Origin of the sequence: Erwinia oleae, from assembly GCF_000770305.1 — a bacterium.
Lineage (GTDB): Bacteria > Pseudomonadota > Gammaproteobacteria > Enterobacterales > Enterobacteriaceae > Erwinia > Erwinia oleae.
In genome coordinates this window covers 26,449-51,154 of sequence record NZ_JNVB01000024.1, presented here as the reverse complement: position 1 = coordinate 51,154, position 24,706 = coordinate 26,449, and the positions used below count along the sequence as shown (strand labels likewise).

Here is a 24,706-nt window from a genome sequence, read left to right as displayed (position 1 = left end):
ATCTATGCATCTTAATATTCCGACGTTGCTTACACTGTTTCGTGTCGTGCTGATCCCCTTCTTTGTTCTGGCGTTTTATCTGCCTTTTCAGTGGGCTCCCCTGGCGTGCGCGCTCATTTTTATTGTCGCAGCTATTACCGACTGGTTCGATGGCTATCTGGCGCGCCGCCTGAAGCAAACGACGCGCTTTGGCGCTTTCCTCGACCCGGTAGCTGACAAGGTGATGGTGGCGATCGCGCTGGTGCTGGTGGCGGAGTATTTTCATTCCTGGTGGATCACGCTGCCGGCGGCAACGATGATTGCCCGCGAGATTATCATTTCTGCATTGCGGGAGTGGATGGCGGAAATAGGCAAGCGCAGCAGCGTGGCGGTTTCCTGGATTGGTAAAGTGAAAACCACCGCGCAGATGCTGTCGCTGGTGGCGCTGCTCTGGCGCTATGACACGATGGTAATCGGTATTGGCGTGGTGGCGTTCTATATCGCCGCGGTGCTCACCTTCTGGTCAATGTTCCAGTATCTCAATGCAGCACGCGGCGACCTGTTTGAAGGATGACGCCGTAAAAAGCAGCAAACGGACAGAAAGTGAGGATTATTTTATTGACTCGTTCGACCAGGTCAGTAGAATGCAACGCATCGAAAGGCAGTGAGTTTGCCAGAAGATAAAGTAAATCAGCAGCTTCTGTTCATTCAGGTTCGTTGATAAAGGCGGGAATAGCTCAGTTGGTAGAGCACGACCTTGCCAAGGTCGGGGTCGCGAGTTCGAGTCTCGTTTCCCGCTCCAGATTTGGCTCTCAGGCGTTGCCTGGCAGCGAAGCAGTTACGGCGCGTTGGCAGAGTGGCCATGCAGCGGATTGCAAATCCGTCAACCTCGGTTCGACTCCGGGACGCGCCTCCACTTTATACCCTGCCCGGGTGGTGAAATCGGTAGACACAAGGGATTTAAAATCCCTCGGCTTTATGGCTGTGCGGGTTCAAGTCCCGCCCCGGGCACCACGCCGAATACTCAATAAAAACAAAGCAATATGAGCAATGTTGATACCGCCGTAAGGTGGTTTTTTTGCGTCTGAAACCTGCCTTTCCTAATACCCTTTCCTAATATTATCCGTTCTTTTTCTGACCACCTGCAACAGGCTCGAGGGTGATTTCGCCCTGGCCGCGTGCCGCGCTCATCCGCTTATCAGGCGCCTTAAGGCAAAAAAAAGCCCGCAATGTGCGGGCTGAGCAGAAAAAGTGCTGTGTGTATTCTTAGTATTATCCTGAAAATACGACCTCAGGTAATGATGTTATCGGCCTGCAAAATTAAATACTTGAGTTCGATGCACAAAAAAACCGGCCGGTACGGCCGGCAAAATTATTGTGCTTAACACTACACTCACGCGCATTCATCAGTGCGCGTAGGAGAAGTAGTGTAGTCGGCCATGCAAAATCAGAGTGTAAGAATTATGTAAGAGTGAAAAATTTGAAACGACGTAGTCTGAATTTGCCTTTCCGCCGAAAAAAAACGGGCGGTAAGCCGATTCTGCCCGCGTATTTTCAGGTTTTTTTGCAATTATACCTGCCACAGACGAAAAAAAGCCCACCACCAGGGCGGGCTTCTTCTCACTTGCCAGATGGTAGGAGCATCTGACATGTTCGGAATTCAATTCATCTCTAAAAAATCCCGCGTTACACGGGAAATAATTTACAAGGGTAATCCAAAATCTCAGCTCATCAGAGATGAGAACACCCAGCATACAGTGATATAGCGTAATAGATATGCCTGAGAAGCGCTCAGCCACGATTAAGCACGTAATGGGTGTCCGACTGGCAAAAGCGTCAGGTTGCATGCGCAGAGAAGATGAGCCGGACTGGCTATAATAAGTGCTTGTGGGTAAAAGGGCCTGCGGGTTGACCCTTTTGGATATCAGTTACCGTTATACCAGTCAATAAAGCGAAACACCCCGCGGTAGAACGATAAAATGCCAATCAACATGAAGAAAAGAATAATAAAATCAGTAGGGTAACAAATCAAATTCGATGTTTTAACACTACTTACAGCCACTATTTGCTGGAATGTGTATAAGCTCAGCATGACTGTAATAAAGTTGCGATGTTTTTTATGCTGGGGATGTTCACTGTGGAAAAGTGAATGAATCAACTCTTTTACCCTCCGCCAGACGTATTGCACTATATAGCGAGAGCCGTTGCCAAAGAGAGTGGTGAGCGCGCTGAAACGCGATAATCTTTTCATCGTATATCCCTATTTTGTTCCAGGAGCCCTCCGGCTCTCTGACAATTCATACCTCAACACATCGCGGTGTGCAATAGCGTTTTTGCGAGGTTTTCCGGTTAAAACCTCGCAGAAATAACCCGTTGCGAGCGGGCTCGCAATTTGCTGCTTTTACATTCACCACAGACTAAAAAATTTGTGAAGTAAATCATCCTGTCGGTTTTCGCCTTTAATAATCTCCTGAGGCAGAAATGGCTGTCAGCGCGAATGCCCGCCGATGCCCGGCGGGAAAAACGTCATCAGCAGCGGAAGCGCCGAAAACATCATCAACGCCGCACCTGCGCCTGCGGCGTCATAGATCACGCCAAAAATCACCGAACCCGCGATTTGTCCCGCTGCCAGCATAAAGAAAGCGGTAGCGACGCCAGCCGCGGGCGCATTTGCGGTGGCGGACGCGCCGCAAACCAACAGGACGCCTGACAGGGTGACATAACCGGCCCCGCATAACGCAACGGCAGGAAACAGCCACCAGGAGAAGTGATGGCTCAGCGCAAGGAGTAACAGTGGCGCTGCCATACACAGTTGAGAAAGCCGGTAAATCTGTATCAGGCCAGTACGCGACGCGACGGGCCCGGTTAGCGCGCCGACAATGCCCGCGCCGCCGCTTACCAGCCATAGCGCGCTGGTGAGCGTATCGTTAACGTTGATATGCTGGCGCAGCACATCCGGGCCGAAGCTCCACCAGGCCGCACTGGCCATGCCGCTGATAAAGGCCGTTGTCCCCAGCCGCGCAATGGATTTTTGCAGCAGCGTTGCCCGCCAGCTCACTTTCTCAGTGCCGCGTGCCGCGTGCCGGGCGCCCGGCGGGCAGATAGCGCAGCGTGGGGATAACACAGATCAGTGCGATAACAGCGAAGAGAAGGCAGGCTGCGCGCCAGCCGCCGGGCATAAACAGAAGTATCGGCACCGAGAAAATAATCCCGGCGCTGGTACCGGCGTTGATAATGGTGTTCACCTGCGGCTGCCGTTTTATATCGATCATCAGGCTTACCGCATCGGCCAGCGCGGGCGAGGCAAGTCCGGCACTCAGACCTGCGATAAACAGTCCGTTCGCCAGCATCAATGGGGAAGAGGACAAGGCCAGCAGCAGCAGACCAACCGCGGCACAAAGCGCGGCGACGACGGCAGGCAATCGCGGGCCGATGCGCTGCGCCAGCAGCGATGCCGCAATAATGGAAACACAATAGGCTGCAAAACTACAGGCGGTTAGCACGCCAGCCAGCCGGGAACTGAAAGGAATATCGTGGGCAACCTCTGGCAGCATCAACCCCCATGAAAATCTGGCCATGCCATAGGTGACGGCAATCAGTGAGAAACCGGTTACCCCGAGCGCGGCGGACGCTTTCACGGGCACCTCTTATTTGCTGCAATAAGCAGGGTCGCGGCTTCACCGGCGCGGCTGGCTGCCTCTGCGCCAATAAGTAACGCCGAGGTAATCGCGCCTTCAAACAGAATCCATACGGCATCGGCAAGGGCGCCGTTTGGTTCGCCGCAGGCATGAGAGACGCAGGCCGCGATGTAGTCACGCATCGCGTAGCGATAATCGAGCGCCAGCGCCGACAGCCGCAGATCCTGCTGCGCATATTCGCCCCACACTTTCAGAAAGAAGCACCCCAGCGCACCGTGCTCCTGCATCCACTGGTCGAAGGTGGTAAAGAGATGAGGGATAGCCTTCGGGTGGTCGGGCGCGTGCAGCGCCGCAAAGAAACGGGCTTTGCGCTCGTCCATTACCGCTTCGGTCAGCGCTTCCCGCGAGGGGAAGTAGCGATAGAGCGTGCGGGTGGAGACCTTCGCTTCGCTGCAAATCCTGTCGGTGCTGGTGGCGTGGAAGCCGTTGGTATAAAACAGCCGCTCGGCGGCCCGGATGATGTCATGTTTTTTATTCATCCTTAAAAAGTAAACCGATCGTTTTACTTTGGCAAGTTTGTTGTTAAGAGTGGTTTTAAAAGACATTAACGTCTATCTTTCACCTCACTCAGTCATCGTGGGAGGTAAATATGAAGACGCTAATGGTTTTACTGGCCTGCCTGATTGTCTCCGGCTGCTCCGGAATGGGGGCGTTTATTCCGTCCAGCGACGTCTGCCCGAACGGGATCGACAGCGTTACCGGCCAGTGCAGATAACCGGAATTAACCGAATAACTTCAGCTTCGCCGTCAGCTTGCGCAGCGCTTTTTTTTCACCGGTAATACCAATGCCCAGATGATGCAGTTGCGCCTCGGGGATCTCACTGACCGCCTGACTGAACGCCGCATAGTCGACGGTCATCTGTCCTTCAACAGGAAACAAAATCACGTCAAACTGTTGTTCGCGGCACGCCTCAACCAGCGATCGTAGCTGGTCATTGCTGGCAGTTAACACCGGAATGCCGACCGGGATCAGTCCCGGCCAGACAGAACCATTGCCATCGACCAGTTCCGGGCCAACAAAATGCGGATGACGCTGGCCCAACGTCAATGAAATCACCGCTGCCGCATTGGCGGCCTTACCGGCGGGCAAATCTGAATTAAGGATGACAACACAGCGTAAATCGCTCATCTGACTCTTCTCCATGCAGGTGAAAAGTGCAGGGTAGCGTTGTATGTCGCTTCAGTCTGGAAGATTTGTGCAGCGTTGATAGCGGGCGGGCGTCAATTGATAAGCGCGACGAAACCAGCGTCCCAGATGACTTTGATCGGCGAAACCTGACCGTGCGGCCACGTCGGCGGGCGCAATGCCCGCAGCCAACAGGCGACGCGCGTGGGTTAACCGCAGTTGGGTAAGCCATGCGTGAGGCGGCAGACCAAACGCGGCCTGAAATTCGCGCGAAAGTCGAAAGCGATCGACCCCCAACGCGACCGCCATATCGCTCAGCCCGATATTGTCGGCAAGGCGATCCTGCATAAAGGCCCGAGCCTGATGCGCCAGAGGGTTGTCATGATAAATCCGTTGCGGTTTCCGCCAGTACGAATGGCGCGTCAGCGCGGAAAAAAGTTGCTCCAGCGCGGCCTCTCTGACCATTTTTCCTTCACCGTCGTGGAGCATTTGAAACGCGTCGAACGTGGCGCGGGCAAGCCCGACATCGCCGGAAAGCGTGCGGGCAAACAGCAGCTCAACGCTTTGCGGCGCGTCAGTGAACTGATCGAGAAGCTGCTGGCGAACGAAAGCGGGATCCAGATAGAGCATACGATAGGTAAAGCCCTGCTCGTCGACCGCGTCGCCGTCATGCAGCTCGCCCGGCTCCAGCATAAACACGGTGCCGGGGCGGCTGCGGTGCTGTTTGCGGCGTGAGTGGAACTGCTGCACGCCCTGTTCGGTGACGCCAATCAGATAGCTGTCGTGCCAGTGCGGATCGTAAGCGTGTCCGGTAAAGTGCGCCCGGATGGCTTCAATTGGCATATCTGCATCTCTGGAAAGCTCCAGCCAGGTGGGCTGATCCATACGTGCTGTTCTCGCATCAGGGCTAAACCCGTAAGGTAATCCGGAATCGCCGTGATGAGCAACCCATGAAGCGCCTTTACCCCTGCAATCCGTGGATGTTCTGCTAGATTTAATCGGGAATGGAGGCGCGACTGCGCTGTCGCGACGAGCCTGAGGCCACCTTCACAATTACCCTTAACATTGATTATAATCAGCGGCTCTACTTCGTTAGAGTTCTAATTATCAGGTCTCTACATTTTGAATGCTTCCGAACTCAACTTTTCCCGGCTGCTGCACCTTACCGCGCATGCCTGGCGTCAGGCGATCGATCGTCGTGTTAAGGACAACGGCCTCAGCATGAGTAGCTGGATGGCCGTCGCCACGCTTGCCGTTCAGGAAACCCCCTTAACGCAGAAAGAGCTGGCGCAGGCGCTGGGGCTTGAGGATGCCAGCGTGGTACCGCTTATCGATCGTCTGGTCAGGCAGGAACTGGTGGTGCGGGTTCAGCCGGGCGATGACCGTCGTAAGCGGCTGCTGCACGTCACCCCGCAGGGCAACGCGCTCTACGACACGTTAAAAATTGAAGCGGACAGTCTGCGACGCGAGCTGCTGGCAGATATTCATCCCCAGGAACTGGCGATCACCCAGCGCGTGCTGCAACGTCTGTTGACTGCGACCGAGGCGAAATAGCATGCGTGCAGACAGGCCCGATCCCTTTGCACCGCGCGAATGGGCGCCGGGTGAGAAGCCCATGTTGCCCGGTTCGCCCTCGACGCCGCTGCATCCGACGCCCAGGCGCATCGCTTTTGGCATTATCGGCCTGCTGATCGCCATCACCGGCGCGCTGAGCAACGCGCTGGTGACCGCTAATCTGACCAATCTTCAGGGCGTTTTCGGCGCATACAGCAACGAAATCGCCTGGCTGCCCGCGGTTTACGTAATGGGCAACATCTCAATTAACCTGCTGCTGGTGAAGTTTCGCCAGCAGTTTGGCCTGCGCGTATTCACCGAAGCTTTTCTGGTGCTCTACGTGCTGGTGTCGTTCTTTCACCTGTTGGTGAACGATCTCAGTTCAGCGATTGCGGTGCGTGCCGCGCATGGCATGGTGGGAGCGGCGCTCAGCTCGCTCGGCATCTACTATCAGATTCAGGCGTGGCCGGCGAAGCATCGTTTAAAGGCGCTGACCATCGGCATGTGCTCGTCACAGCTGGCCATTCCGCTGGCGCGTCTGTTTTCCTCCGAGCTGCTTCAGCTTGAGCAGTGGCGCGGGCTCTATCTGTTTGAGCTCGGTTTAGCGATGATCTGCCTTGGCGCAGTGCTGGTGTTGAAGCTGCCGCCGGGCGACCGCATTAAAGTCTTTGAGAAAAAAGACTTTCTGACCTTTTTCCTGATGGCGCCGGGCATGGCCTTGCTCTGCGGCGTGCTGTCGCTGGGGCGTATCGAATGGTGGACGAGTACGCCGTGGCTGGGCGTCTGCCTGGCGCTGGGGCTGGTACTGATCGTGGCTGCGGTGGTGCTTGAACACAACCGCAGCAATCCGCTGATCAACACGCGCTGGCTGCGTACCGGGGCGATTTTTCGTTTTGGCATCGTGATGATCATGCTGCGCGTCACCCTGGCGGAGCAGAACACCGGCGCGATTGGCTATCTGCAACAAATCGGCCTGCTTAACGATCAGATGCAGGGGCTGGCGCTGGCAATCCTGGCGGGCGTGGCGACCGGCATCGTGGTAAGCGCGCTGACCATCAACGTTAAGCATCTCAGCTGGCCCATCGTGGTGTCGCTGGTGCTGATTATGATTGCGTCGCTGATGGATTCGCAGTCCAGCCCGCTGACGCGCGCCAACAACATGTACTTCAGCCAGTTTCTGCTCGGTTTCAGCAGCACCTTCTTTATTGCGCCCGCCCTGCTGCTGAACATCGGCAGCGTGGTGACGCAGCCAAAAAACCTGGTGAGTCTGGTGGTGCTGTTCGGCATGAGCCAGAACCTGGGCGGTCTGATGGGCTCGGCGCTGCTGGGCACCTTTCAGATCTGGCGCGAAAAATATCACTCCAGCCTGCTTGGCGACCAGCTTTCATACCTCAATCCGTTTGTCACCGAGCGGCTGACGCAGTACACCAACTTATACGCTACTTTTCTTGATGACGGCACGCTGCGCAGCGCCCAGGGCTCGGCACAGCTTCAGTCGGCGGCAACCTTACAGGCCAACGTGCTGGCATGGAACGATACCTACATGCTTACCGCCGGCATGGCCTTTGTGACCCTGATTTGGGTTTTGTGGCGTCTTTCGCGGCTGCGCTACCTTAACTGGCAGCAGGCAAAACGCGAGGCGGAAGCGGAACGGCGTGCAATGCAACAAACGACTACTTCACTCAGTATGGAGAAACAATGAGCCAGCAGGAGCAAAGCCAGATTTCAGAACGCGAACGAACCAACAAACTGCGCATTTTATCGATCGCGTTCGGTGCAGGGATCGCCGTTGTCGGCGTACTGGTCATTTTGTACGCATGGCAGCTGCCGCCGTTCACCAGCCAGACGCAATCTACTGAAAACGCCTACGTGCGCGGTCAGGTGACCTTTATCAGCCCGCAGGTTAGCGGCTATGTAACGGCGGTCAATGCGCTGGACTATCAGCCGGTGCACAAAGGCGACGTGCTGATGACCATTGACGATCGCATTTATAAGCAGCGCGTTCACCAGGCGCAGGCGCAGGTGGCGATGAAAAAGGCCGCGCTGGCGAACAACATTCAGCAGCGACGCAGCGCGGCGGCGGTGATTGAGCGCAACAAGGCCGCGCTTGATAATGCTAAAGCGCAGGCGGTGAAAAGCGGCCTGGATCTGAAACGCGTGGAAAATCTTGTCTCAGACGGTTCGCTGTCGATCCGCGAGCGCGACGCGTCTCGCGCCAGCCACAGCCAGACCGACGCCGACGTGCAGCAGGCGAAAGCCACGCTGGAAGTTTCACGTCAGGATCTGCAAACCTCGGTGGTCAATCAGGCTTCGCTTGAGGCGGACGTCGCGAACGAGCAGGCCTCGCTGGAGCTGGCGCAAATCGATCTCAACAATACCAAAATCATCGCGCCGCGCGACGGTCAACTGGGGCAGATCGCCGTGCGGCAGGGCGCTTATGTGACGGCGGGCACACGTCTCACCTCGCTGGTGCCGGATCAGCTGTGGGTGGTCGCTAACATGAAAGAGACGCAGATGGCGCGTATCCGGCCCGGCCTGCCTGTCACCTTTACGGTCGATGCGCTGGATGGCGAACAGTATCAGGGCGTCGTCGAATACATTTCGCCTGCGGCGGGTTCAGAGTTCAGCGCCATATCGCCGGACAACGCCACCGGCAACTTCGTCAAAATCGCCCAGCGCATTCCGGTGCGTATCAACATCACCAGCGACCATGCGGCGCGCCTGCGTCCCGGCATGTCGGTGGAGGTGAATATTGATACGGCGGCAGAGCCGCAAAACCGGGAGAAAAAGTAATGCGCTATCGCAATTTTTTATTAAGCGCGCTCTGCACCGCGACGCTGGTCGGCTGCGCGACCCACGTTGAGAAAGCGCCGCAGGCGCTGCCGATCCCGGCACAGTGGCGCGGCCAGGTCGGGCCGTCGGCACCGGTAGAAATGGGCTGGTGGCGGGCGTTTGGCGATGCCGATTTAAACCGACTGGTGGATCAGGCGCTGCGTAACAATCTGGACATTCTCACTGCCCGCTCACGGGTCGATCAGTACCGTGCCGAACTGCGCGCGGCGCAGGGCGATAATTTCCCCACGCTCGACGCGGGCGTCAACGTCGCCCATTCGCGCTCGCTATCATCAGCGACGGGCCAGCCTTACGAAACCGCCGTGTTCCAGGGGCTGTTACAGAGCAATTACGATGTCGATCTCTGGGGCTCAAGACGCAGCAGCATTACTGCCGCAGAAAGCTCGCTGGCCGCTCAGCAGGCCGCAGCGGCGGCGGCGGAGCTGACGGTCGCCAGTTCGGTCGCGTCCGGCTACATGACGCTGGTGGCGCTGGATGAGCAGCTACGCGTGACCGAAGCCACGCTGGCCACGCGTGCCGACTCGCTGCGTCTGGCGCAGCGCCAGTTTGAAACCGGCTACACCTCAAAGCTCGAATGGGTGCAGTCTGAATCAGAATATCAAACCGCCAAAGGACAGATCCCGGCGCTGAAACATCAAATCGCTCAGCAGGAGAACGCGCTCAGCATTCTGGCGGGCATGAACCCACGTGAAATCGCCCGTTCACGCCGTTTCGACCGCGTTGCGCCGCAGACGCTGCCTTCACTGTTGCCGTCGGAACTGCTGCGTCGCCGTCCTGATATCGCTCAGGCCGAAAGAACGCTGGTGGCGGCCGACGCCTCGCTGATTTCGTCGCGCGCGAAGCTGTTGCCGTCGCTTAACCTTACCGCCAGCGGCACGCTGCAAAGTTCCAGCCTGCATCAGCTACTGGATAATCCGTTCCGCCTGTGGAGCATCGGCGGCAGCGTGCTGGCGCCCTTACTCAACCGCGAGGCGCTGACGGCGCAGGTTGACGTGGCGATGGCGTCGCGCAATCAGGCGCTTTATGGCTATGAAAAAACCGTGCGCAACGCCTTCAGCGAGGTGAACAACGATCTGGATGCGATTTCGCGCTATCAGGAGCAGCTGGTTGAGCTGCAAAAACAGGAAGAGGTGGTGAGCGAAGCGCTGCGCATTGCGCGCAATCGTTATCAAAACGGTTATGCCTCCTACCTGGACGAGCTGGACGCGCAGCGAACGCTGTTCAGTACGCAGTTAAACCTGGTACAGCTCAAAAACAACCTGCTTCAGGCACAAATCGATCTCTATCGCGCGCTGGGCGGCGGCTGGAAAAATCCTTAAGTTGTTTCCTTTTGCCTGCGCTTTATTCTTTCGTCTTTTTAGCATCGAGTGCTATTATGCGCGCCTTCACGATGAACAAAATCGGGCGCCGCATTTCCTGGGCGTCAGCCCGAATACAGGGAAAATTTGATGAAACGCTTATTATGTTGCGCCGTAGCAATAATGGCGCTGGCGGGCTGCGCGCGCACCGAGCCGGTTAAAAACGTGAAAGAAACCGTTTCTGCAAAGTACAGCGGCGAGCAGATTAAGAAAGCCGTTACAGAAGCTGGCCTGGCGCGTCAGTGGGTGATGCAGCCCGCAGGGCCGGGCGTGATTAACGGCCACCTGATGCAGCGCGGTCACCGTGCCGATATTCGCGTCACCTATGGCACCGGGCAGTACGCGATTGACTATGTCAGCAGTCAGAATTTGCTGGCTGAAAACGGCCAAATCCATCGTAACTACAATCGCTGGATCGCCAATCTCGATCAGGATATTCAACTGCGGTTAGCATCGCAGGGCGTGAATTAAACGATCGAACGCCATAAAGAATAAAAATGAGCGGCAGCATATAAAGATATGGGTCGGCCCGCCGACAACGTATTTACGCTGTCTCTCTGCGAGAACCGTTGATCGCGGCGGTATTATCAGCCGCCGGAGCAGAGTCAAACGGGAAGCGCTGAACGCAGCCAACCCGGCTTGCTCTCTGAAGAAGATCGACGTATGAAATTAGCTTTTACACTTCTCGACTGGCAGGCCAGCGCGCCAGGGCTCAGCGAAACAACCGACTGGCAGCAGTGGGCGTCGCGACCATTGCAGATGGATGCATCGCTGCCGATGGGGAAGGCGCGCTATCTGCCAATGATGACGGCGCGTCGCCTGACCGGCGGCAGTCGCGCTGCCGTCGACAGCGGCCTGGCGATCATGCAGCGCCAGCGCGTCGACGCCGTGGTGTTCAGCAGCCGTCACGGAGAGCTTGAGCGAAACCTGCGCATCCTGACCGCGCTGCAACGACAGGAGAGCCTCTCGCCAACGGATTTCGCCATGTCGGTGCACAATTCCGCCGTCGGCAGCCTGACCATCGCCGCCGCCGCGCCGGTAATGAGCACGTCGCTCTCGGCGGGCGCCGATACCTTTCAGCAGGCGCTGGTTGAGGTCACCGCACTGCATTCGGCGGGATATCAACAGGTGCTTCTGGTCGATTCTGAAGGTGCCATCCCTGAATTCTATCAGCCGCATTTACCCGCAGGCGCCATGCGCAGCCCTTATGCGGTTGCGCTGCTGCTGGGGCAGGGCGATAACCTCTGCTGTCAGAGCGCGACGTCGGTAAATGCGCCTGACGTTATGCCGCAAAGTCTGCTCTTCCTGCATGCATGGCTGGCCCGCGTTGCCGCTTTTACGATTAACGGCGAGCGGCTGATATGGCGGTGGGCGTGTCGCTATGAATGAAAGAGGCGCATCTGCCGCACGGCTCAACGCCTGCTGGCGGCTGCTGATGACCCTGGTCTGCTTTACGCTGTTCGGGCTGGGCGGGCTGCTGTTATCGCTCTGCTTTAACGTGCTGTTGCTGGTTCAGCGCGATCCGCATCGCCGCCGACGTCTGGCGCGGCGCGGCATCTCCTTCAGCTTCCGCTGTTTTTTACGCACCACGCGCGCGCTGGGCGTGCTGGATTATCGTATTGACGGCGCTGAACAACTTAAAACCGACCGGCGATGTCTGGTGGTCGCAAACCACCCTACGCTGATTGATTACGTGCTGCTGGCTTCGGTCATGCCGGACGTGGACTGTCTGGTCAAGGCGGAGCTGCAACGCAATCCGTTTGTCTGCGGGGTGATCCGCGCCGCCGATTACCTGGTGAACAGCCAGGCGGAGACGCTGCTGCCGGACTGTCGCAGACGGCTGGATAACGGCGATGCCATTTTGATTTTTCCCGAAGGCACCCGCACCCGCTACGGCGAGGCGCTGAAGCTTCAGCGCGGCGCGGCCAATATCGCCGTGCGTAGTCGCTGCGATTTGCGTATTGTGCATATTCGCTGTACGCAAAAATTTCTTGATAAACAGAGCCGCTGGTATCAGGTGCCGGCGGCAAAACCGCTGTTCACGGTCAGCGTCCGCGATCGTATCGACAGCGTGCCTTTTACCGTGGGAAACGAGGAGGCGCTGCCGCTGGCCGCGCGTCGTCTGACCCACTTTTTGCAGCATGCGCTTACGCCAGAGCATCAATAAAGAATCGGAACAGGTATGGAAGAGTTATCGCTTGAAATAAAACAGATGATTATCGACACGCTCAATCTGGAAGAGCTGTCGGTGGACGATATCGACAGCAGCGCCCCGCTGTTCGGCGACGGGTTGGGGCTCGATTCAATTGATGCGCTGGAGCTGGGGCTGGCGGTGAAAAATCGCTACGGTGTGATACTGTCCGCCGAAAGCGAAGAGATGCGCCTGCATTTTTACTCCGTTGCGTCGCTGGCGGCGTTTATTCAGACCCAGCGCCCGGCGTCGGGCGCCTGAACCACACTATCGCGAGTAAGTTATGGATAAGAATGAAATTTACCAGGAAATCACCGATCTGCTGGTGAAACTGTTTGAGCTGGATGCCGGTGACATCAAGCCGACGTCCCGCCTTTATGAAGATCTCGAGCTGGACAGCATCGACGCCGTTGATATGGTGGTTCATCTGCAAAAGCGCATCGGGCGTAAAATCAGGCCTGAAATCTTTAAGTCGGTGCGTACCGTGCAGGACGTGGTCGACGCCGTCGAACAGCTGATCCACGAAGGCTGATCGCTGTGGCGCACCCTGTGATGCCGTTGCTGAATGCGCTGCTGATGGCCGCCTGGCCGCTGCTGGTCTGGTTCACGCTCACTCATCCCGCATGGCGCTGGCTGTTGCCGCTGGCGATCGTGCTCTTTCTTTTGCGCCTGCTGGCGCTGCGCGGGCGCGCCGGAGAAAGGGCGCGGGTGGGACGCTGGCTTGCCGCTACGGGCGCCGGTCTGAGCCTTGTCAGCCTGTTGCTGAATAAAGGCCAGCTGCTGATGTGGTATCCGGTGGTGGTTAACGCTCTGATGCTGCTGCTTTTCGCCGCGTCATTGCTCAGCGACATGCCGCTGGTGGAGCGCATCGCCAGACTGAAAGAGCCTGCGCTGCCGACAGCGGCGATCCGCTGGACGCGGCGCGTGACGCAGGTATGGTGTCTGTTTTTTATCGTTAACGGCGGTGTCGCGTTGATGACCTGCCTGGCAGACGATCTTCGCTGGTGGACATGGTGGAACGGGCTGTTCAGTTATTTGCTGATGGGATCGCTGATGGCCGGAGAATGGCTGCTGCGCCAGCGTCACAGGGCGCGGGCATAAAATGCTGACGCAGCCGATCAACGCCTGGCTGACCCGGCAGCACGCAGGCATCGTCGCCCGCCGGGGAGGCCAGACCCTGCTGCGCGCGGAATGGCAGCGGCATATCGTCACCCTCGGCCACCGGCTGATGGCGGAGCCGCAGCGGCGCTGGGCGTTGTGCTTCGACGACAGCTATCTCTTCAGCGTGGCGCTGCTCGCCGCGTTGCACGCGGGAAAAACCCCGGTGATACCCGGCCACTGCCGCGAAGCGCTGCTACAGGAGCAGCGCGATGATTTTGACGGCGTGCTGACCGATCTTGATTTCGCGCTCGACTGCCCGGTGGTGGCGCTTCCGCTGGCGGAAAACGGGCCGCTGCCGCCGCTGCCCGCCATCGCGCCCGATGCGGCGGTGATCCTCTTCACCTCCGGTTCCACCGGCAGGCCGGAGCAGGTGATCAAACCGCTGCACTGCCTCGACAGGGAGGCCGACTGGCTGGCCAGACGCTGGTCGCCGCAGTTGCAGGACGCCACCGTGATCGCCTCGGTCAGCCATCAGCATCTTTACGGGCTGACCTTTCGCATTATTCTGCCGCTGGCCTGCGGCATTCCCTTCGACAGCCGCCAAGTGCTTTACAGCGAACAGCTCGCCGCGCAGGACGCTCATCAGCGCTACGTCTTTATCAGCAGCCCGGCCTTTTTGCGTCGTCTGGATCGTTCGCTGCGCCCGCCCGCGTGTCAGCTCATCGTCTCGGCAGGCGGCACGCTGGCCTGGGAGCATGCGCAGGCGGCGGGGCAGTGGTTCGGTCAGCCCGTGGATGAAATATACGGCAGCACGGAAACCGGCGTGCTGGCGACGCGGCGCTTTGTCCATGAAGGGCAACCCTGGCAGCCGTTCGACGGCGTCGCCTTCTCGCAGGACGCACGCCAAAACTGGCGGGTACGTTCGCCGCTGATCCCGCAGTCCGGCGGGCTGCTGCTGAATGATAAACTCCGGTTCAGCACCGATGGCTTCCGGCTTTGCGGTCGTCACGACAGAATTGTTAAAATTGAGGACAAGCGCGTGTCGCTGAGCGAAATCGAACGCCGCCTGCTGGCGCTGCCGGGCGTGGTGGACGCCGCCGCGCTGGTGATCACGCGGCCTGAACGCTGCGGCGTCGGCGTGGTGCTGGTGCTGGACAGCGAGGTCACCGCGCGGCAGTTACTCAGCCTTCGCCAGCAGTGGCGGCAGGCGCTGCACCGCTGGCTGGAACCGGTTGCCATGCCGCGCTACTGGCGGGTGGTGGAATCAATTCCACAAAACAGTCAGAGCAAACGTGCCTGGCCGCAAATACAGGAGTTATTTTATGCTGCCCGTTGAACTCTCCCGCCAGCGGGAAGAGAATTCCGCCGAGCTCACGCTGCGCGCCGATCCCTGTCTCTTCTGGTTTCGCGGCCATTTTCCCACTCAGCCGATCCTGCCCGGCGTGGCTCAGATCGACTGGGTGATGCACTACGGCACGGCGCTGCTGGCGCCGGCGTACCGCTTCAGCGCCATAGAAAACGTCAAGTTTCAGCAGCCGGTGCTGCCTGGCGCGACGCTTGTCCTGACGCTGCGCTGGCAGGTTGAAACCAACCGGTTGCTGTTTGAGTATGCGGTAACCGGCGCAGACGCGCCGCAGCGCGCCAGCAGCGGGAAAATTCTCCTGTGTCGCTAACTGAATTTAACCCCTGCGTGGTGATCCCCTGTTATAACCATGGCGAAACGATCGCGGAGGTGCTGGAGAGGCTTTCGCCGTTCGGGCTGTCGGTGTTTATCATTGATGATGGCAGCGACGCGCCTGCGCGCGCGCGATTGGACAGTCTGCGTGATGAACGTGTCACGCTGATCCGCCTGCCGCGCAACCAGGGAAAAGGCGCGGCGGTGATGCGCGGATTGCAGTCGGCGGCGGCGGCGGGCTTTACCCACGCGCTTCAGGTGGATGCGGATGGCCAGCATCAGATCGAAGACTGCCCGCGCCTGCTGGCGGAGGCCAAAGCGCATCCGGACTGCCTGATTTCCGGTCAGCCGTTGTATGACGATTCAGTTCCCAAATCCAGGCTGTACGGGCGCTACGTCACCCACTTTTGGGTATGGATAGAGACGCTGTCGCTGTCGATTAAAGACAGCATGTGCGGTTTTCGCGTCTATCCATTGCCCGCCACGCTGGCGCTGGCGACGCGGCATCCGCTGGGGCAGCGGATGGACTTCGATACCGAGGTGATGGTGCGTCTTTACTGGGCGGGCACCCCCAGCCGCTTTATCGCTACCCGCGTCATCTATCCGCAGAACGGCCTTTCGCATTTCGATGCGCTCCGCGATAACCTGCGTATTTCGTGGATGCACACGCGGCTGTTTTTCGGCATGCTGCCGCGCATTCCCGCGCTGCTTAAAAAGCGGCGCGGCACGCACTGGGCGGGCGTTGAAGAGCGTCGCGGGCTGGCTGGCATGAAGTTTATGCTGTGGATTTACCGCCTGGCAGGACGCCGCGTCTTTACGCTGTTCCTCTGGCCGGTCACCGGTTTTTACTGGCTGAGCGGCGGCGAGCAGCGGCAGGCGTCGCGGCAGTGGCTGAAAACCATACAGCAGCATGCGGCGGCGCAGCAGATTGCGCTGCCCGGCCGCCTCAACAGTTTTCGCCACTTCCTGCGTTTTGGCGATGCGATGATTGAAAAGATTGCCAGCTGGCGCGGCGATCTGCGCTGGGGAAAAGAGATCGATTTCGCGCCGGGCGCTGAAGCGCTGCTGCAAGCGCCCGGCGGTCGGCTGATCCTCGCCTCGCACCTGGGTGATATTGAAGCCTGTCGGGCGCTGGCGCAGCAGGTCAGCGGGCTGGTTATCAATGCGCTGGTCTTTACCGATAACGCGCAGCGTTTCCGTCAGGTGATGGACGAAATCGCTCCCGAGGCCAGCGAGCATGTAATCCCGGTGTCGTCGATCGGGCCGGACACCGCCATCCTGCTGAAGCAGAAGCTCGACGCCGGGGAGTGGGTGGCCATCGTCGGCGATCGCACCGCGGTGAATCGCCAGCGCGGCGGCGTGCGGCGGGTTTGCTGGAGCAATTTTTTAGGGCGGCCTGCGCCTTTCCCGCAGGGGCCGTTTGTGCTGGCGGCGGCGCTGCGCTGCCCGGTGCTGCTGATGTTCGCCATCCGCCAGCAGGGCAAACTGCGGCTGCACTGCGAACACTTTGCCGATCCGCTCCTGCTGCCCCGCGCCAGCCGCGAGCAGGCGTTGCAGGAGACGGTGGATCGCTATGCGTCCCGGCTGGCCGCGCATGCTTACCTTGCGCCGCTCGACTGGTTTAACTTTTTCGATTTCTGGCAGTTGCCGGACCAATCCCGCACGGAAAATAAGGAGTAACAGTGTTAAACGATGCGCGTTTTACCGTTGACGTTGAACTGAGCATTCCGTTTCACGATGTGGATGCGATGGGCGTTGTCTGGCATGGCAACTATTTTCGCTATTTTGAGATTGCCCGCGAGGCGCTGCTGGCAAGCTTTAACTACGGCTATCGGGAAATGAAAGCTTCCGGCTACCTGTGGCCCGTGGTGGATACGCGGGTGAAATACCGTGCGCCGTTGACCTTCGAGCAGGCCATTCGGGTACGGGCGACGCTGGAAGAGTATGAAAACCGACTTCGTATTGGTTATCAGATCTTTGACGCGGCGAGCGGACAGCGCACCACCAGCGGCTATACCATCCAGGTGGCGGTAGAGGAAAACAGCCAGGCGCTGAGCTTTGTCTCTCCGCCCATCCTGTTTGAACGACTGGGAGTGGCATGATGTTCAGAGTTGTTTTTGCCGCGCTGCTGCTGTTCAGCGCCGCTGCGCCAGCGGTGACGCTGGAGGCACTTCAGCAACGTTTCGCCGGCCAGCCGGTGGTGCGGGCAAACTTCAGCCAGATCCGCGAGATCAACGGCATGACGCAGCCGCTGAAATCCAGCGGTGAGCTGCTTATCGCGCGCGACAACGGCCTGTGGTGGCATCAGGCGAAGCCTTTCCCGATGACGCTGGTGCTCGACGACACGCGCATGGTACAGGTCATGAACGGCCAGACGCCGCAGATCGTCACTAAAGAGAGCAATCCGCAGATGTTCCAGTTTAATCATCTGCTGCGCGCGCTGTTTCAGGCCGACAGAGAGGTGCTGGAGCAGAACTTCCGGCTCGATTTTCAGGATGAAGGGCAGGAGAAGTGGCGGCTGGCGCTGACGCCGAAAACTTCGCCGCTGGACAAGCTGTTTACCTCGCTGACGCTGACCGGCGCGACCTGGCTTGAGACGATTCAACTGCGGGATCGGCAGGGCGATAACACGCTGATCCTGCTCAGCAACCAGCGCGCGACGCCGGAAACGCTCACCGATGAAGAGCGGCAACGCTTTGTTTTCTGAACCGCACAAGCGCCTTGCGCTCGGCTGGCTGACGCTCTGTCTGCTGATGGCGGCGGCGCTGGCGGTGATGCTGCCGCGCGCCGCAGTAAACAGTAGCGTGCTGGCTCTGCTGCCGCAGCAGGCGATGGGTGAGATGCCCGCCGCGCTGCAACAGGGCTTTATGCAGCGTCTGGATCGCCAGATGGTGTGGCTGGTCAGTCCCGGCAGGCAGGCGGATGCGAGCGTGGCGCAGTGGTGGCAGCAGCGGCTGATGGCGCTGCCCGCATTAACAGGGATCAAGGGGCCGATGACGGCGGAGCAGCAGCAGACATGGGGAAAATTCGCCTGGCAGCACCGCAATGCCATGCTGGATGCGGCGACGCGCGCCAGGCTGCAACACGACGGTACAGCGCAGGCCGACTGGGTGCTGGCGCAGCTCTATTCCGCTTTCGCGGGCGTCGGCGCGCAGGAGCTGAATCACGATCCGCTGCTGCTGGTGCGCGGCGCGCAGCTGGCGATGCAGCAAAACGGCGGCCGCCTTGGCCTCAGCGACGGCTGGCTGACCACTACCGATGCGCAGGGCCGCGTCTGGTATTTCCTGCACGGCGAGCTTAACGGCAATTCGTTTGATATGCAGCAGAGCCACGCGCTGGTTGAACAGATGGCGGCGTTGAAAACGGCGCTGATCGCGCGCTACCCTGACGCACAGCTGTTGTCGCGCGGTACGGTTTTTTTCAGCGATTACGCCAGCCAGCAGGCGAAACACGATATTTCCACGCTGGGCGCGGCGACCGTTTGCGGCGTGCTGCTGCTGATCTTCGCCGTGTTCCGCTCGCCGCGACCGCTGGTGCTGTGCGCCGTTTCGGTCAGTATCGGCGCGCTGGCGGGCACCGTGGTCACGCTGCTCTGCTTTGGCGAGCTTCACCTGATGACGCTGGTGATGAGCATGAGCATCGTCGGCATTTCGGCGGACTACACGCTCTATTACCTGACCGAGCGGATGATCCACGGCGCTGACGCCACGCCGTTGCAAAGCCTGCGCAAAGTGATCCGCGCCTTATTGATGGCGCTGGCTACGGCGGCCATTGCGTATCTGATTATGATGCTGGCGCCGTTTCCCGGCATTCGCCAGCTGGCCGTGTTTGCGGCGGCGGGGCTTTCGGCCTCGTGCCTGACGGTTATCTGCTGGTATCCGCTGCTGGTAAAAGGGCTGCCGGTCAGGCCGGTGCCTCTGCTGGCGGTGATGGGGCGCTGGTTAAGCGGCTGGCGTCGCCGTCGATGGCTGCGTGTCGGGCTGCCGCTGCTGGTGGCAGCCATCTCCGCCGCCGGCCTGATGCAGCTACGCATTGATGATGATATTGCGCAACTGCAAGCGCCCCCGCCCGCGCTGCTGGCGCAGGAGAAGCAGATCGCGGCACTGACCGGGCAGCGCGCAGATCAAACCTGGCTGGCGGTGTGGGGCGACAGCGCGCAGCAAACGCTGGAACGTGTTGAGGCGCTGGCGCCGCAGCTTGCCGCCGCGCGCGAAAAGGGCTGGGTGGCGCATTATCGCCTGCTGCCGCTCTTATCGCAGGCGCAGCAGGCCAATGACCTGCGGCTGCTGAAGCAGGCGGCGCCCACGGTGATGAGTCGCCTGCGTGACGCGGGCGTCACGGTAAGCGATGCGGATCTCTCTTCAATGACGCTGACGCCGGAGGCATGGCTCGCCAGCCCCAACAGCGAAGGCTGGCGGCTGCTGTGGATGTCGCTCAGCGATGGCCGCAGCGCGGTGCTGGTGCCGGTTGAAGAGGTAAAAAATCCTCAGGCGATGAAATCACTGGCGGCATCGCTCCCCGGCGTCAGTTGGATCGATCGTAAAGCGACTTTTGACCAACTGTTTGCCTTTTACCGGGGGCTGATGAGCTGGCTGCTGGGCGCGGCGCTGCTGGCGATTGCGTTAAGCTTTATCATACGGCTCGGCCTGCGTCAGGGCGTGCGGGCGTTTCTGCCTTCGCTGCTGTCGCTGGGCGGCGGCCTGGCGGCGCTGGCGCTGAGCGGCCATGCGCTGAACCTGTTTTCGCTGCTTGCGCTGGTGCTGGTGCTGGGCATCGGTATTAATTACACGCTGTTCTTCAGTAATCCACGCGGCACGCCGATAACCACCTTACTGGCGGTGACGCTGGCGATGACCGTCGCGCTGCTGACGCTTGGCATGCTGGTATTCAGCAGCACCCAGGCCATCGCCAGTTTTGGTATTGTGCTTTGTAGCGGCATTTTTACCGCCTTCCTGCTTGCGCCGCTGGCGATGCCGACGACAAGGAAAAAGAGATGAGGATCGTTGCCCTGGCCGCACTGGCCATGCTGCTGCTGGCCGGTTGCGCCGGAAAGCAGGAAAGTACCCGTCCGCAGGCCTGGCTGAAGCCGGGCGTGCGCGTAACGCTGCCCGCGCCGGATATCGACCCGCCATTCAGTCGTCAACAGTTGCTGACCGGCACCTTCAAAGGCAAACAGCAGTCGCTGATGGTGCTGCTGAGCGCTGACGGACAGCGTCTGACGCTGGCAGGGCTCTCTGCGCTGGGCATTCGTCTGTTCAGGGTCAGCTACGATCGGCACGGCGTGCAGAGCGAACAGTCGGTTGTGCTGCCGGAGCTGCCGCCAGCCAGCCAGGTGCTGGCTGATATCATGCTCAGCCACTGGCCGATCGACGCCTGGCGTTCACAATTGCCTGGAGGCTGGACGCTGGTTGATGAGGGCGACCGTCGCCTGTTACGCGATGAAAACGGCAAAACGGTAACGGAAATTCGTTACATGCAGCGCGGCGCAACGCGTGAGCCCGTTTCTGTTCAGCAGTTTGTCTTTGGCTATCACATCACTATTCAGGATCTGGATTCGCCATGATCTACATTTCAGCCGTCGCCATGCTTAACGCGCTGGGTAACGACATGGCGCAAATAGCGCAAAATCTCAGCCACGGCAATGCGCCGGGCATGCGCGCCGACAGCGGCTGGCTGCTGGCTGGGAAACCGTGCTGGACCGGGCGGGTAGCGGCGGATCTGCCGACCGTTCCCGCTGCGCTGGCCGCCAGCAACAGCCGCAACAATCAGCTGCTGCTGGCGGCGCTGGCGCAAATCCGTCCGCAGATCGACGAGGCGATAGCCGCTTATGGCGAAGATCGCGTGGCGGTGGTGCTTGGCACCAGCACCTCCGGGCTGGATGAGGCGGACTGCTATATCTCAGAAGCACGCGCGACCTGGCGCTACGCTCAACAGGAGCTGGGCGATCCCTCGCGCTTTGTCGCCGATTACCTTGGACTGAACGGCCCCTGCTATACGCTCTCCACCGCCTGTTCCTCAAGCGCCCGTGCGCTGATCAGCGGCGCACGTTTGATTGAGGCCGGGCTGGCGGACGTCGCTATCGTCGGCGGTGCGGATACACTGAGCCGCATGCCGATAAACGGCTTTGACAGTCTGGAGTCGCTCTCGCCGCTGCGCTGTGCGCCGTTCAGCAAAGGGCGAGACGGCATCACCATTGGCGAAGGCGCGGCGCTGATGCTGCTGACGCGCACGCCGCAGGAGATTGCGGTGCTGGGCGTGGGCGAATCGTCGGACGCCTGGCACATGTCGGCGCCGCATCCGCAGGGAGAAGGCGCTGTTAAGGCCATCAATATGGCGCTTCGCCAGGCCCGTTTACCGCCGGAGGCGCTGGGTTACATTAACCTGCATGGCACCGCCACGCCGCTCAACGATCGCATTGAGGCCGACGTGGTGCGCGCCATTTTTGGTGAAGCCGTGCCCTGTAGCTCAACCAAGCATCTGACCGGGCACACGCTTGGCGCGGCGGGCATTTGCGAGGCTGCGCTGTGCTGGTTGCTGCTGACGCAGGATCTGCCGCTGCCGCCGCAGGATTTCAGCGTGCGCGATCCGGACGACACGCTGGCGCCGTTTGGCCTGCTGGTTGCGCCGCAGCCGCTTCAGCGACCGTTCATTCTCAGCAACTCCTTTGCCTTCGGCGGTAACAACACCTGTTTGATTTTGGGGAAACATGATGGCTGAATTTAACAAGGCGGCGGAGTATCTGCCGCATGAAACGCCGATGGTGCTGCTTGAGCGGGTGCTGGCGGTGAGCGACGAAGGCGCAACCTGTCAGGTTTCGGTGTCGCCAGATGGCGTTCTGGCACCGTTCCTGGATGCGGACGGCGCGCTTCCCGCCTGGTTTGGCGTGGAGATGATCGCCCAGACCATTGGCGTGTGGTCCGGCTGGCACCATCGCCAGCACGGCGGCGGCAAACCCGCGCTGGGTATGCTGCTTGGCGCGCGGGCCTTTCGCTGCGACAGCGCTGTTTTCCCGGCGGGCGCCATGCTCACCGTGTCGGTACATTTGCTGATGCGCGATGAAAAAATCGGCAGCTTTGAGGGCGAGATCGACGCTGAGGGGCAGCATCTGGCCAGCGGCAGGCTCAATACCTGGCAGCCCGACGAAAACGAATTACAACAACTTCTGCAACAGGGTAAAAAAGGATGACGCGTTCTGTTTTGGTGACGGGCGGTAGTAAAGGCATCGGGCGGGCTATCGCGCTGCGGCTGGCGGCGGACGGCTTTAAGATAACCGTGCATTATCATCGCGATGAGGCCGGCGCGGAAGAGACGCGCGGGCTGATCGAACAGGCGGGCGGTACGGCGCGCTGTATCGGTTTTGATATTGCCGATCGCGCAGCCTGCCGGGAAGGTCTTGAGGCGCATATTGCGCAATACGGCGCGTGGTACGGTGTGGTCAGCAACGCCGGGATCGCCCGCGACGGCGCGTTTCCCGCGCTGAGCGAAGAGGACTGGGACAGCGTCATCAGCACCAACCTCGACGGCTTTTACAACGTCATCCAGCCCTGCATCATGCCGATGATCGGCCTGCGCAAAGGCGGGAGGATCATCACGCTCTCTTCCGTTTCCGGCCTGATGGGCAATCGCGGGCAGGTGAACTACAGCGCCGCCAAGGCAGGCATCATCGGCGCCACGAAAGCGCTGGCGATTGAGCTGGCGAAGCGCAGGATCACGGTGAACTGCATCGCGCCGGGACTGATCGATACCGGCATGCTCAACATGGAGGCGGCCGCAGCGGAAGAGGCCATGCGCATGATCCCAATGAAGCGCATGGGCGAAGCGGAGGAAGTGGCCGGACTGGCAGGCTATCTGATGTCGGACATCGCGGGCTACGTCACGCGACAGGTTATTTCCATCAACGGAGGCATGCTGTGATGCGGCGCGTGGTGGTCACCGGGATGGGGGGCGTTACCGCGTTTGGCAACGACTGGGGACAGGTGAGCGAAAAGCTGCGCGCCGGACGCAACGCGGTGCGTAAAATGCCGGAATGGCAGGTTTACGACGGACTGAATACGCTGCTTGGCGCGCCGGTAGAGAATTTCACTCTGCCTGAGCACTATACGCGCAAGCGCATCCGTTCCATGGGCCGCGTCTCGCTGCTGGCGACGCGGGCCACCGAACTGGCGCTGGCCCAGGCAGGCCTGCTGGAGCATCCTGTCCTTACCGGCGGAGAAACCGGCATCGCCTATGGATCGTCAACCGGCAGCACCGGGCCGGTCAGCGAATTCGCCACCATGCTGACCGAAAAGCACACCAATAATATTACCGGCACCACCTACGTGCAGATGATGCCGCACACCGCAGCGGTGAACGCCGGGCTGTTTTTTGGCCTGCGCGGTCGGGTGATCCCCACCTCCAGCGCCTGTACCTCCGGCAGCCAGGCGATTGGTTATGCCTGGGAAGCGATCCGCCATGGTTATCAGACCGTGATGGTGGCGGGCGGCGCGGAAGAGCTGTGCCCCTCCGAAGCCGCCGTTTTCGACACGCTGTTTGCCACCAGCCAGCGTAACGATGCGCCAGAGAGCACGCCTTCGCCGTTTGACAAAAACCGCGACGGTCTGGTGATCGGCGAGGGGGCCGGCACATTGATTCTGGAAGAGCTTGAGCATGCCCGCGCGCGCGGCGCAACGATCTGTGCAGAGGTGGTGGGCTTTTATACCAACTGCGACGCTGCGCACATCACCCAGCCTCAGCGCGAGACGATGCAGATTTGCATTGAAGGCGCGTTACGCATGGCCGGACTGACGTCGCAGGACATTGGCTATATCAGCGCGCACGGCACCGCGACCGATCGCGGCGACGTGGCGGAAAGCCTTGCCACGGCGGCGTTGTTTGGCAACCGCACGCCCATTTCCTCCCTGAAAAGCTACTTCGGCCATACGCTCGGCGCCTGCGGTGCGCTGGAGGCGTGGATGAGCATTGAAATGATGCGCGAAGGGTGGTTTGCGCCCACCCTGAACCTCACCCAGCCGGCCGACGACTGCGGCGATCTCGACTACATCATGCATCAGCCGCGGGTACTGCAAACCGACTACATTCAGTCGAACAATTTTGCCTTTGGCGGTATCAATACCTCACTGATTTTCCGCCGCTGGCGTGACTGAGAGGTCGAGCAAAATGACTCGTTGTCAT

The 24,706-nt window shown here is 59.8% G+C and carries 29 protein-coding genes and 3 tRNA genes; 26 read left to right on the top strand and 6 right to left on the bottom strand.

Annotation, left to right across the window (positions count from 1 at the left end):
• Positions 1-4 precede the first annotated feature (4 nt).
• From pgsA to GS12_RS09860, 4 genes are all read left to right on the top strand, one after another.
• Complete coding sequence (gene pgsA / locus GS12_RS09875) at positions 5-553, top strand: CDP-diacylglycerol--glycerol-3-phosphate 3-phosphatidyltransferase (protein WP_034913951.1); 549 nt, start codon at positions 5-7, stop codon at positions 551-553.
• 152 nt (positions 554-705) lie between these two features.
• Positions 706-781 (top strand) — tRNA-Gly (locus GS12_RS09870).
• 40 nt (positions 782-821) lie between these two features.
• Positions 822-895: transfer RNA gene (locus GS12_RS09865), tRNA-Cys, on the top strand.
• Positions 896-906: 11 nt separating this feature from the next.
• Positions 907-993: transfer RNA gene (locus GS12_RS09860), tRNA-Leu, on the top strand.
• 910 nt (positions 994-1,903) lie between these two features.
• Here GS12_RS09860 and GS12_RS09855 read toward each other — a convergent pair.
• The 4 genes from GS12_RS09855 to GS12_RS09845 form a co-directional block, all read right to left on the bottom strand.
• A complete protein-coding gene (locus tag GS12_RS09855) occupies positions 1,904-2,230 on the bottom strand; it encodes a hypothetical protein (protein ID WP_034946422.1) in 327 nt (108 codons plus the stop codon).
• Positions 2,231-2,467: 237 nt separating this feature from the next.
• Positions 2,468-3,037, bottom strand: a complete 570-nt coding sequence (locus GS12_RS24950; RefSeq protein ID WP_235421126.1) for a hypothetical protein — start codon at positions 3,035-3,037, stop codon at positions 2,468-2,470.
• A gap of 4 nt (positions 3,038-3,041) precedes the next feature.
• Complete coding sequence (locus GS12_RS24945; RefSeq protein WP_235421125.1) at positions 3,042-3,617, bottom strand: MFS transporter; 576 nt, start codon at positions 3,615-3,617, stop codon at positions 3,042-3,044.
• Positions 3,614-4,156: a TetR/AcrR family transcriptional regulator gene (locus tag GS12_RS09845; RefSeq protein ID WP_034946488.1), complete on the bottom strand. Its 543-nt coding sequence runs from the start codon at positions 4,154-4,156 to the stop codon at positions 3,614-3,616. The genes GS12_RS24945 and GS12_RS09845 overlap by 4 nt, the downstream gene beginning before the upstream one ends.
• 110 nt (positions 4,157-4,266) lie before the next feature.
• Between GS12_RS09845 and GS12_RS25130 the strand changes: the two genes are divergently transcribed.
• Complete coding sequence (locus tag GS12_RS25130) at positions 4,267-4,392, top strand: hypothetical protein (RefSeq protein ID WP_255350081.1); 126 nt, start codon at positions 4,267-4,269, stop codon at positions 4,390-4,392.
• 6 nt (positions 4,393-4,398) lie between these two features.
• Here GS12_RS25130 and GS12_RS09840 read toward each other — a convergent pair whose 3' ends face one another.
• Together GS12_RS09840 and GS12_RS09835 are read right to left on the bottom strand one after the other, a co-directional pair.
• Positions 4,399-4,806: a DUF2000 domain-containing protein gene (locus GS12_RS09840; RefSeq protein ID WP_034946419.1), complete on the bottom strand. Its 408-nt coding sequence runs from the start codon at positions 4,804-4,806 to the stop codon at positions 4,399-4,401.
• Positions 4,807-4,857: 51 nt separating this feature from the next.
• Positions 4,858-5,688: an AraC family transcriptional regulator gene (locus GS12_RS09835; RefSeq protein ID WP_034946415.1), complete on the bottom strand. Its 831-nt coding sequence runs from the start codon at positions 5,686-5,688 to the stop codon at positions 4,858-4,860.
• Between the two features lie 237 nt (positions 5,689-5,925).
• Here GS12_RS09835 and GS12_RS09830 point away from each other — a divergent pair, with 237 nt between their 5' ends.
• The 21 genes from GS12_RS09830 (at position 5,926) to GS12_RS09730 (ending at position 24,678) form a co-directional block, all read left to right on the top strand.
• Positions 5,926-6,357, top strand: coding sequence for a MarR family winged helix-turn-helix transcriptional regulator (locus tag GS12_RS09830; protein ID WP_034946412.1), 432 nt, complete (start codon positions 5,926-5,928; stop codon positions 6,355-6,357).
• A 1-nt stretch (position 6,358) separates the two neighbouring features.
• Complete coding sequence (locus tag GS12_RS09825) at positions 6,359-8,059, top strand: MFS transporter (RefSeq protein ID WP_034946409.1); 1,701 nt, start codon at positions 6,359-6,361, stop codon at positions 8,057-8,059.
• On the top strand, positions 8,056-9,150 hold the full coding sequence (locus tag GS12_RS09820; RefSeq protein WP_034946406.1) for an HlyD family secretion protein: 1,095 nt from the start codon (positions 8,056-8,058) through the stop codon (positions 9,148-9,150). The genes GS12_RS09825 and GS12_RS09820 overlap by 4 nt, the downstream gene beginning before the upstream one ends.
• Complete coding sequence (locus tag GS12_RS09815; protein WP_034946404.1) at positions 9,150-10,529, top strand: efflux transporter outer membrane subunit; 1,380 nt, start codon at positions 9,150-9,152, stop codon at positions 10,527-10,529. Before GS12_RS09820 ends, GS12_RS09815 begins: the two co-directional genes overlap by 1 nt.
• 129 nt (positions 10,530-10,658) lie before the next feature.
• Complete coding sequence (locus GS12_RS09810; RefSeq protein ID WP_034913971.1) at positions 10,659-11,039, top strand: lipoprotein; 381 nt, start codon at positions 10,659-10,661, stop codon at positions 11,037-11,039.
• Between the two features lie 192 nt (positions 11,040-11,231).
• Positions 11,232-11,957, top strand: coding sequence for a beta-ketoacyl synthase chain length factor (locus GS12_RS09805; protein ID WP_034913973.1), 726 nt, complete (start codon positions 11,232-11,234; stop codon positions 11,955-11,957).
• Complete coding sequence (locus GS12_RS09800) at positions 11,950-12,735, top strand: lysophospholipid acyltransferase family protein (protein ID WP_034913975.1); 786 nt, start codon at positions 11,950-11,952, stop codon at positions 12,733-12,735. The genes GS12_RS09805 and GS12_RS09800 overlap by 8 nt, the downstream gene beginning before the upstream one ends.
• A 15-nt stretch (positions 12,736-12,750) precedes the next feature.
• Positions 12,751-13,020 (top strand): phosphopantetheine-binding protein, encoded by a 270-nt coding sequence (locus GS12_RS09795; protein WP_034946401.1) that lies wholly within the window; start codon positions 12,751-12,753, stop codon positions 13,018-13,020.
• A 22-nt stretch (positions 13,021-13,042) separates the two neighbouring features.
• On the top strand, positions 13,043-13,291 hold the full coding sequence (locus GS12_RS09790; RefSeq protein ID WP_034913981.1) for an acyl carrier protein: 249 nt from the start codon (positions 13,043-13,045) through the stop codon (positions 13,289-13,291).
• A gap of 20 nt (positions 13,292-13,311) precedes the next feature.
• Entirely contained in the window at positions 13,312-13,860 is a 549-nt protein-coding gene (locus tag GS12_RS09785) for a COG4648 family protein (protein WP_034946485.1), read from the top strand.
• 1 nt (position 13,861) lies between these two features.
• Positions 13,862-15,196, top strand: coding sequence for an AMP-binding protein (locus GS12_RS09780; protein WP_052118416.1), 1,335 nt, complete (start codon positions 13,862-13,864; stop codon positions 15,194-15,196).
• Positions 15,183-15,533, top strand: a complete 351-nt coding sequence (locus GS12_RS09775) for a 3-hydroxyacyl-ACP dehydratase FabZ family protein (RefSeq protein ID WP_034946398.1) — start codon at positions 15,183-15,185, stop codon at positions 15,531-15,533. The genes GS12_RS09780 and GS12_RS09775 overlap by 14 nt, the downstream gene beginning before the upstream one ends.
• Complete coding sequence (locus GS12_RS09770) at positions 15,524-17,215, top strand: glycosyltransferase family 2 protein (RefSeq protein WP_034946395.1); 1,692 nt, start codon at positions 15,524-15,526, stop codon at positions 17,213-17,215. The genes GS12_RS09775 and GS12_RS09770 overlap by 10 nt, the downstream gene beginning before the upstream one ends.
• 2 nt (positions 17,216-17,217) lie before the next feature.
• Positions 17,218-17,637 (top strand): acyl-CoA thioesterase, encoded by a 420-nt coding sequence (locus tag GS12_RS09765; protein WP_034946393.1) that lies wholly within the window; start codon positions 17,218-17,220, stop codon positions 17,635-17,637.
• A complete protein-coding gene (locus tag GS12_RS09760; RefSeq protein WP_034946479.1) occupies positions 17,637-18,242 on the top strand; it encodes a LolA family protein in 606 nt (201 codons plus the stop codon). The genes GS12_RS09765 and GS12_RS09760 overlap by 1 nt, the downstream gene beginning before the upstream one ends.
• Positions 18,214-20,532 carry an MMPL family transporter gene (locus GS12_RS09755; RefSeq protein WP_034946390.1) on the top strand — a complete coding sequence of 773 codons (2,319 nt, stop codon included), beginning with the start codon at positions 18,214-18,216 and terminating at the stop codon, positions 20,530-20,532. Before GS12_RS09760 ends, GS12_RS09755 begins: the two co-directional genes overlap by 29 nt.
• The gene (locus GS12_RS09750; RefSeq protein ID WP_034946388.1) at positions 20,529-21,098 is read left to right on the top strand and encodes a DUF3261 domain-containing protein; all 570 of its coding nucleotides are present in this window, start codon (positions 20,529-20,531) and stop codon (positions 21,096-21,098) included. The genes GS12_RS09755 and GS12_RS09750 overlap by 4 nt, the downstream gene beginning before the upstream one ends.
• Positions 21,095-22,252, top strand: coding sequence for a beta-ketoacyl-[acyl-carrier-protein] synthase family protein (locus GS12_RS09745; RefSeq protein ID WP_034946385.1), 1,158 nt, complete (start codon positions 21,095-21,097; stop codon positions 22,250-22,252). Before GS12_RS09750 ends, GS12_RS09745 begins: the two co-directional genes overlap by 4 nt.
• Entirely contained in the window at positions 22,245-22,721 is a 477-nt protein-coding gene (locus GS12_RS09740; RefSeq protein WP_034946382.1) for an ApeP family dehydratase, read from the top strand. The genes GS12_RS09745 and GS12_RS09740 overlap by 8 nt, the downstream gene beginning before the upstream one ends.
• A complete protein-coding gene (locus GS12_RS09735; protein WP_034946379.1) occupies positions 22,718-23,449 on the top strand; it encodes a 3-ketoacyl-ACP reductase FabG2 in 732 nt (243 codons plus the stop codon). Before GS12_RS09740 ends, GS12_RS09735 begins: the two co-directional genes overlap by 4 nt.
• Positions 23,449-24,678 (top strand): beta-ketoacyl-ACP synthase, encoded by a 1,230-nt coding sequence (locus GS12_RS09730; protein ID WP_034946375.1) that lies wholly within the window; start codon positions 23,449-23,451, stop codon positions 24,676-24,678. Before GS12_RS09735 ends, GS12_RS09730 begins: the two co-directional genes overlap by 1 nt.
• Positions 24,679-24,706: the final 28 nt, after the last annotated feature.

Bases quoted from the DNA above. Each gene is read 5' to 3' on its own strand.
- pgsA (WP_034913951.1), top strand. From the start codon at position 5: ATGCATCTTAATATTCCGACGTTGCTTACACTGTTTCGTGTCGTGCTG.
- GS12_RS09855 (WP_034946422.1), bottom strand. From the start codon at position 2,230: ATGAAAAGATTATCGCGTTTCAGCGCGCTCACCACTCTCTTTGGCAAC.
- GS12_RS09845 (WP_034946488.1), bottom strand. From the start codon at position 4,156: ATGAATAAAAAACATGACATCATCCGGGCCGCCGAGCGGCTGTTTTAT.
- GS12_RS25130 (WP_255350081.1), top strand. From the start codon at position 4,267: ATGAAGACGCTAATGGTTTTACTGGCCTGCCTGATTGTCTCCGGCTGC.
- GS12_RS09840 (WP_034946419.1), bottom strand. From the start codon at position 4,806: ATGAGCGATTTACGCTGTGTTGTCATCCTTAATTCAGATTTGCCCGCC.
- GS12_RS09835 (WP_034946415.1), bottom strand. From the start codon at position 5,688: ATGGATCAGCCCACCTGGCTGGAGCTTTCCAGAGATGCAGATATGCCA.
- GS12_RS09825 (WP_034946409.1), top strand. From the start codon at position 6,359: ATGCGTGCAGACAGGCCCGATCCCTTTGCACCGCGCGAATGGGCGCCG.
- GS12_RS09820 (WP_034946406.1), top strand. From the start codon at position 8,056: ATGAGCCAGCAGGAGCAAAGCCAGATTTCAGAACGCGAACGAACCAAC.
- GS12_RS09815 (WP_034946404.1), top strand. From the start codon at position 9,150: ATGCGCTATCGCAATTTTTTATTAAGCGCGCTCTGCACCGCGACGCTG.
- GS12_RS09810 (WP_034913971.1), top strand. From the start codon at position 10,659: ATGAAACGCTTATTATGTTGCGCCGTAGCAATAATGGCGCTGGCGGGC.
- GS12_RS09805 (WP_034913973.1), top strand. From the start codon at position 11,232: ATGAAATTAGCTTTTACACTTCTCGACTGGCAGGCCAGCGCGCCAGGG.
- GS12_RS09800 (WP_034913975.1), top strand. From the start codon at position 11,950: ATGAATGAAAGAGGCGCATCTGCCGCACGGCTCAACGCCTGCTGGCGG.
- GS12_RS09795 (WP_034946401.1), top strand. From the start codon at position 12,751: ATGGAAGAGTTATCGCTTGAAATAAAACAGATGATTATCGACACGCTC.
- GS12_RS09790 (WP_034913981.1), top strand. From the start codon at position 13,043: ATGGATAAGAATGAAATTTACCAGGAAATCACCGATCTGCTGGTGAAA.
- GS12_RS09785 (WP_034946485.1), top strand. From the start codon at position 13,312: ATGCCGTTGCTGAATGCGCTGCTGATGGCCGCCTGGCCGCTGCTGGTC.
- GS12_RS09780 (WP_052118416.1), top strand. From the start codon at position 13,862: ATGCTGACGCAGCCGATCAACGCCTGGCTGACCCGGCAGCACGCAGGC.
- GS12_RS09775 (WP_034946398.1), top strand. From the start codon at position 15,183: ATGCTGCCCGTTGAACTCTCCCGCCAGCGGGAAGAGAATTCCGCCGAG.
- GS12_RS09760 (WP_034946479.1), top strand. From the start codon at position 17,637: ATGTTCAGAGTTGTTTTTGCCGCGCTGCTGCTGTTCAGCGCCGCTGCG.
- GS12_RS09755 (WP_034946390.1), top strand. From the start codon at position 18,214: ATGAAGAGCGGCAACGCTTTGTTTTCTGAACCGCACAAGCGCCTTGCG.
- GS12_RS09750 (WP_034946388.1), top strand. From the start codon at position 20,529: ATGAGGATCGTTGCCCTGGCCGCACTGGCCATGCTGCTGCTGGCCGGT.
- GS12_RS09745 (WP_034946385.1), top strand. From the start codon at position 21,095: ATGATCTACATTTCAGCCGTCGCCATGCTTAACGCGCTGGGTAACGAC.
- GS12_RS09740 (WP_034946382.1), top strand. From the start codon at position 22,245: ATGGCTGAATTTAACAAGGCGGCGGAGTATCTGCCGCATGAAACGCCG.
- GS12_RS09735 (WP_034946379.1), top strand. From the start codon at position 22,718: ATGACGCGTTCTGTTTTGGTGACGGGCGGTAGTAAAGGCATCGGGCGG.
- GS12_RS09730 (WP_034946375.1), top strand. From the start codon at position 23,449: ATGCGGCGCGTGGTGGTCACCGGGATGGGGGGCGTTACCGCGTTTGGC.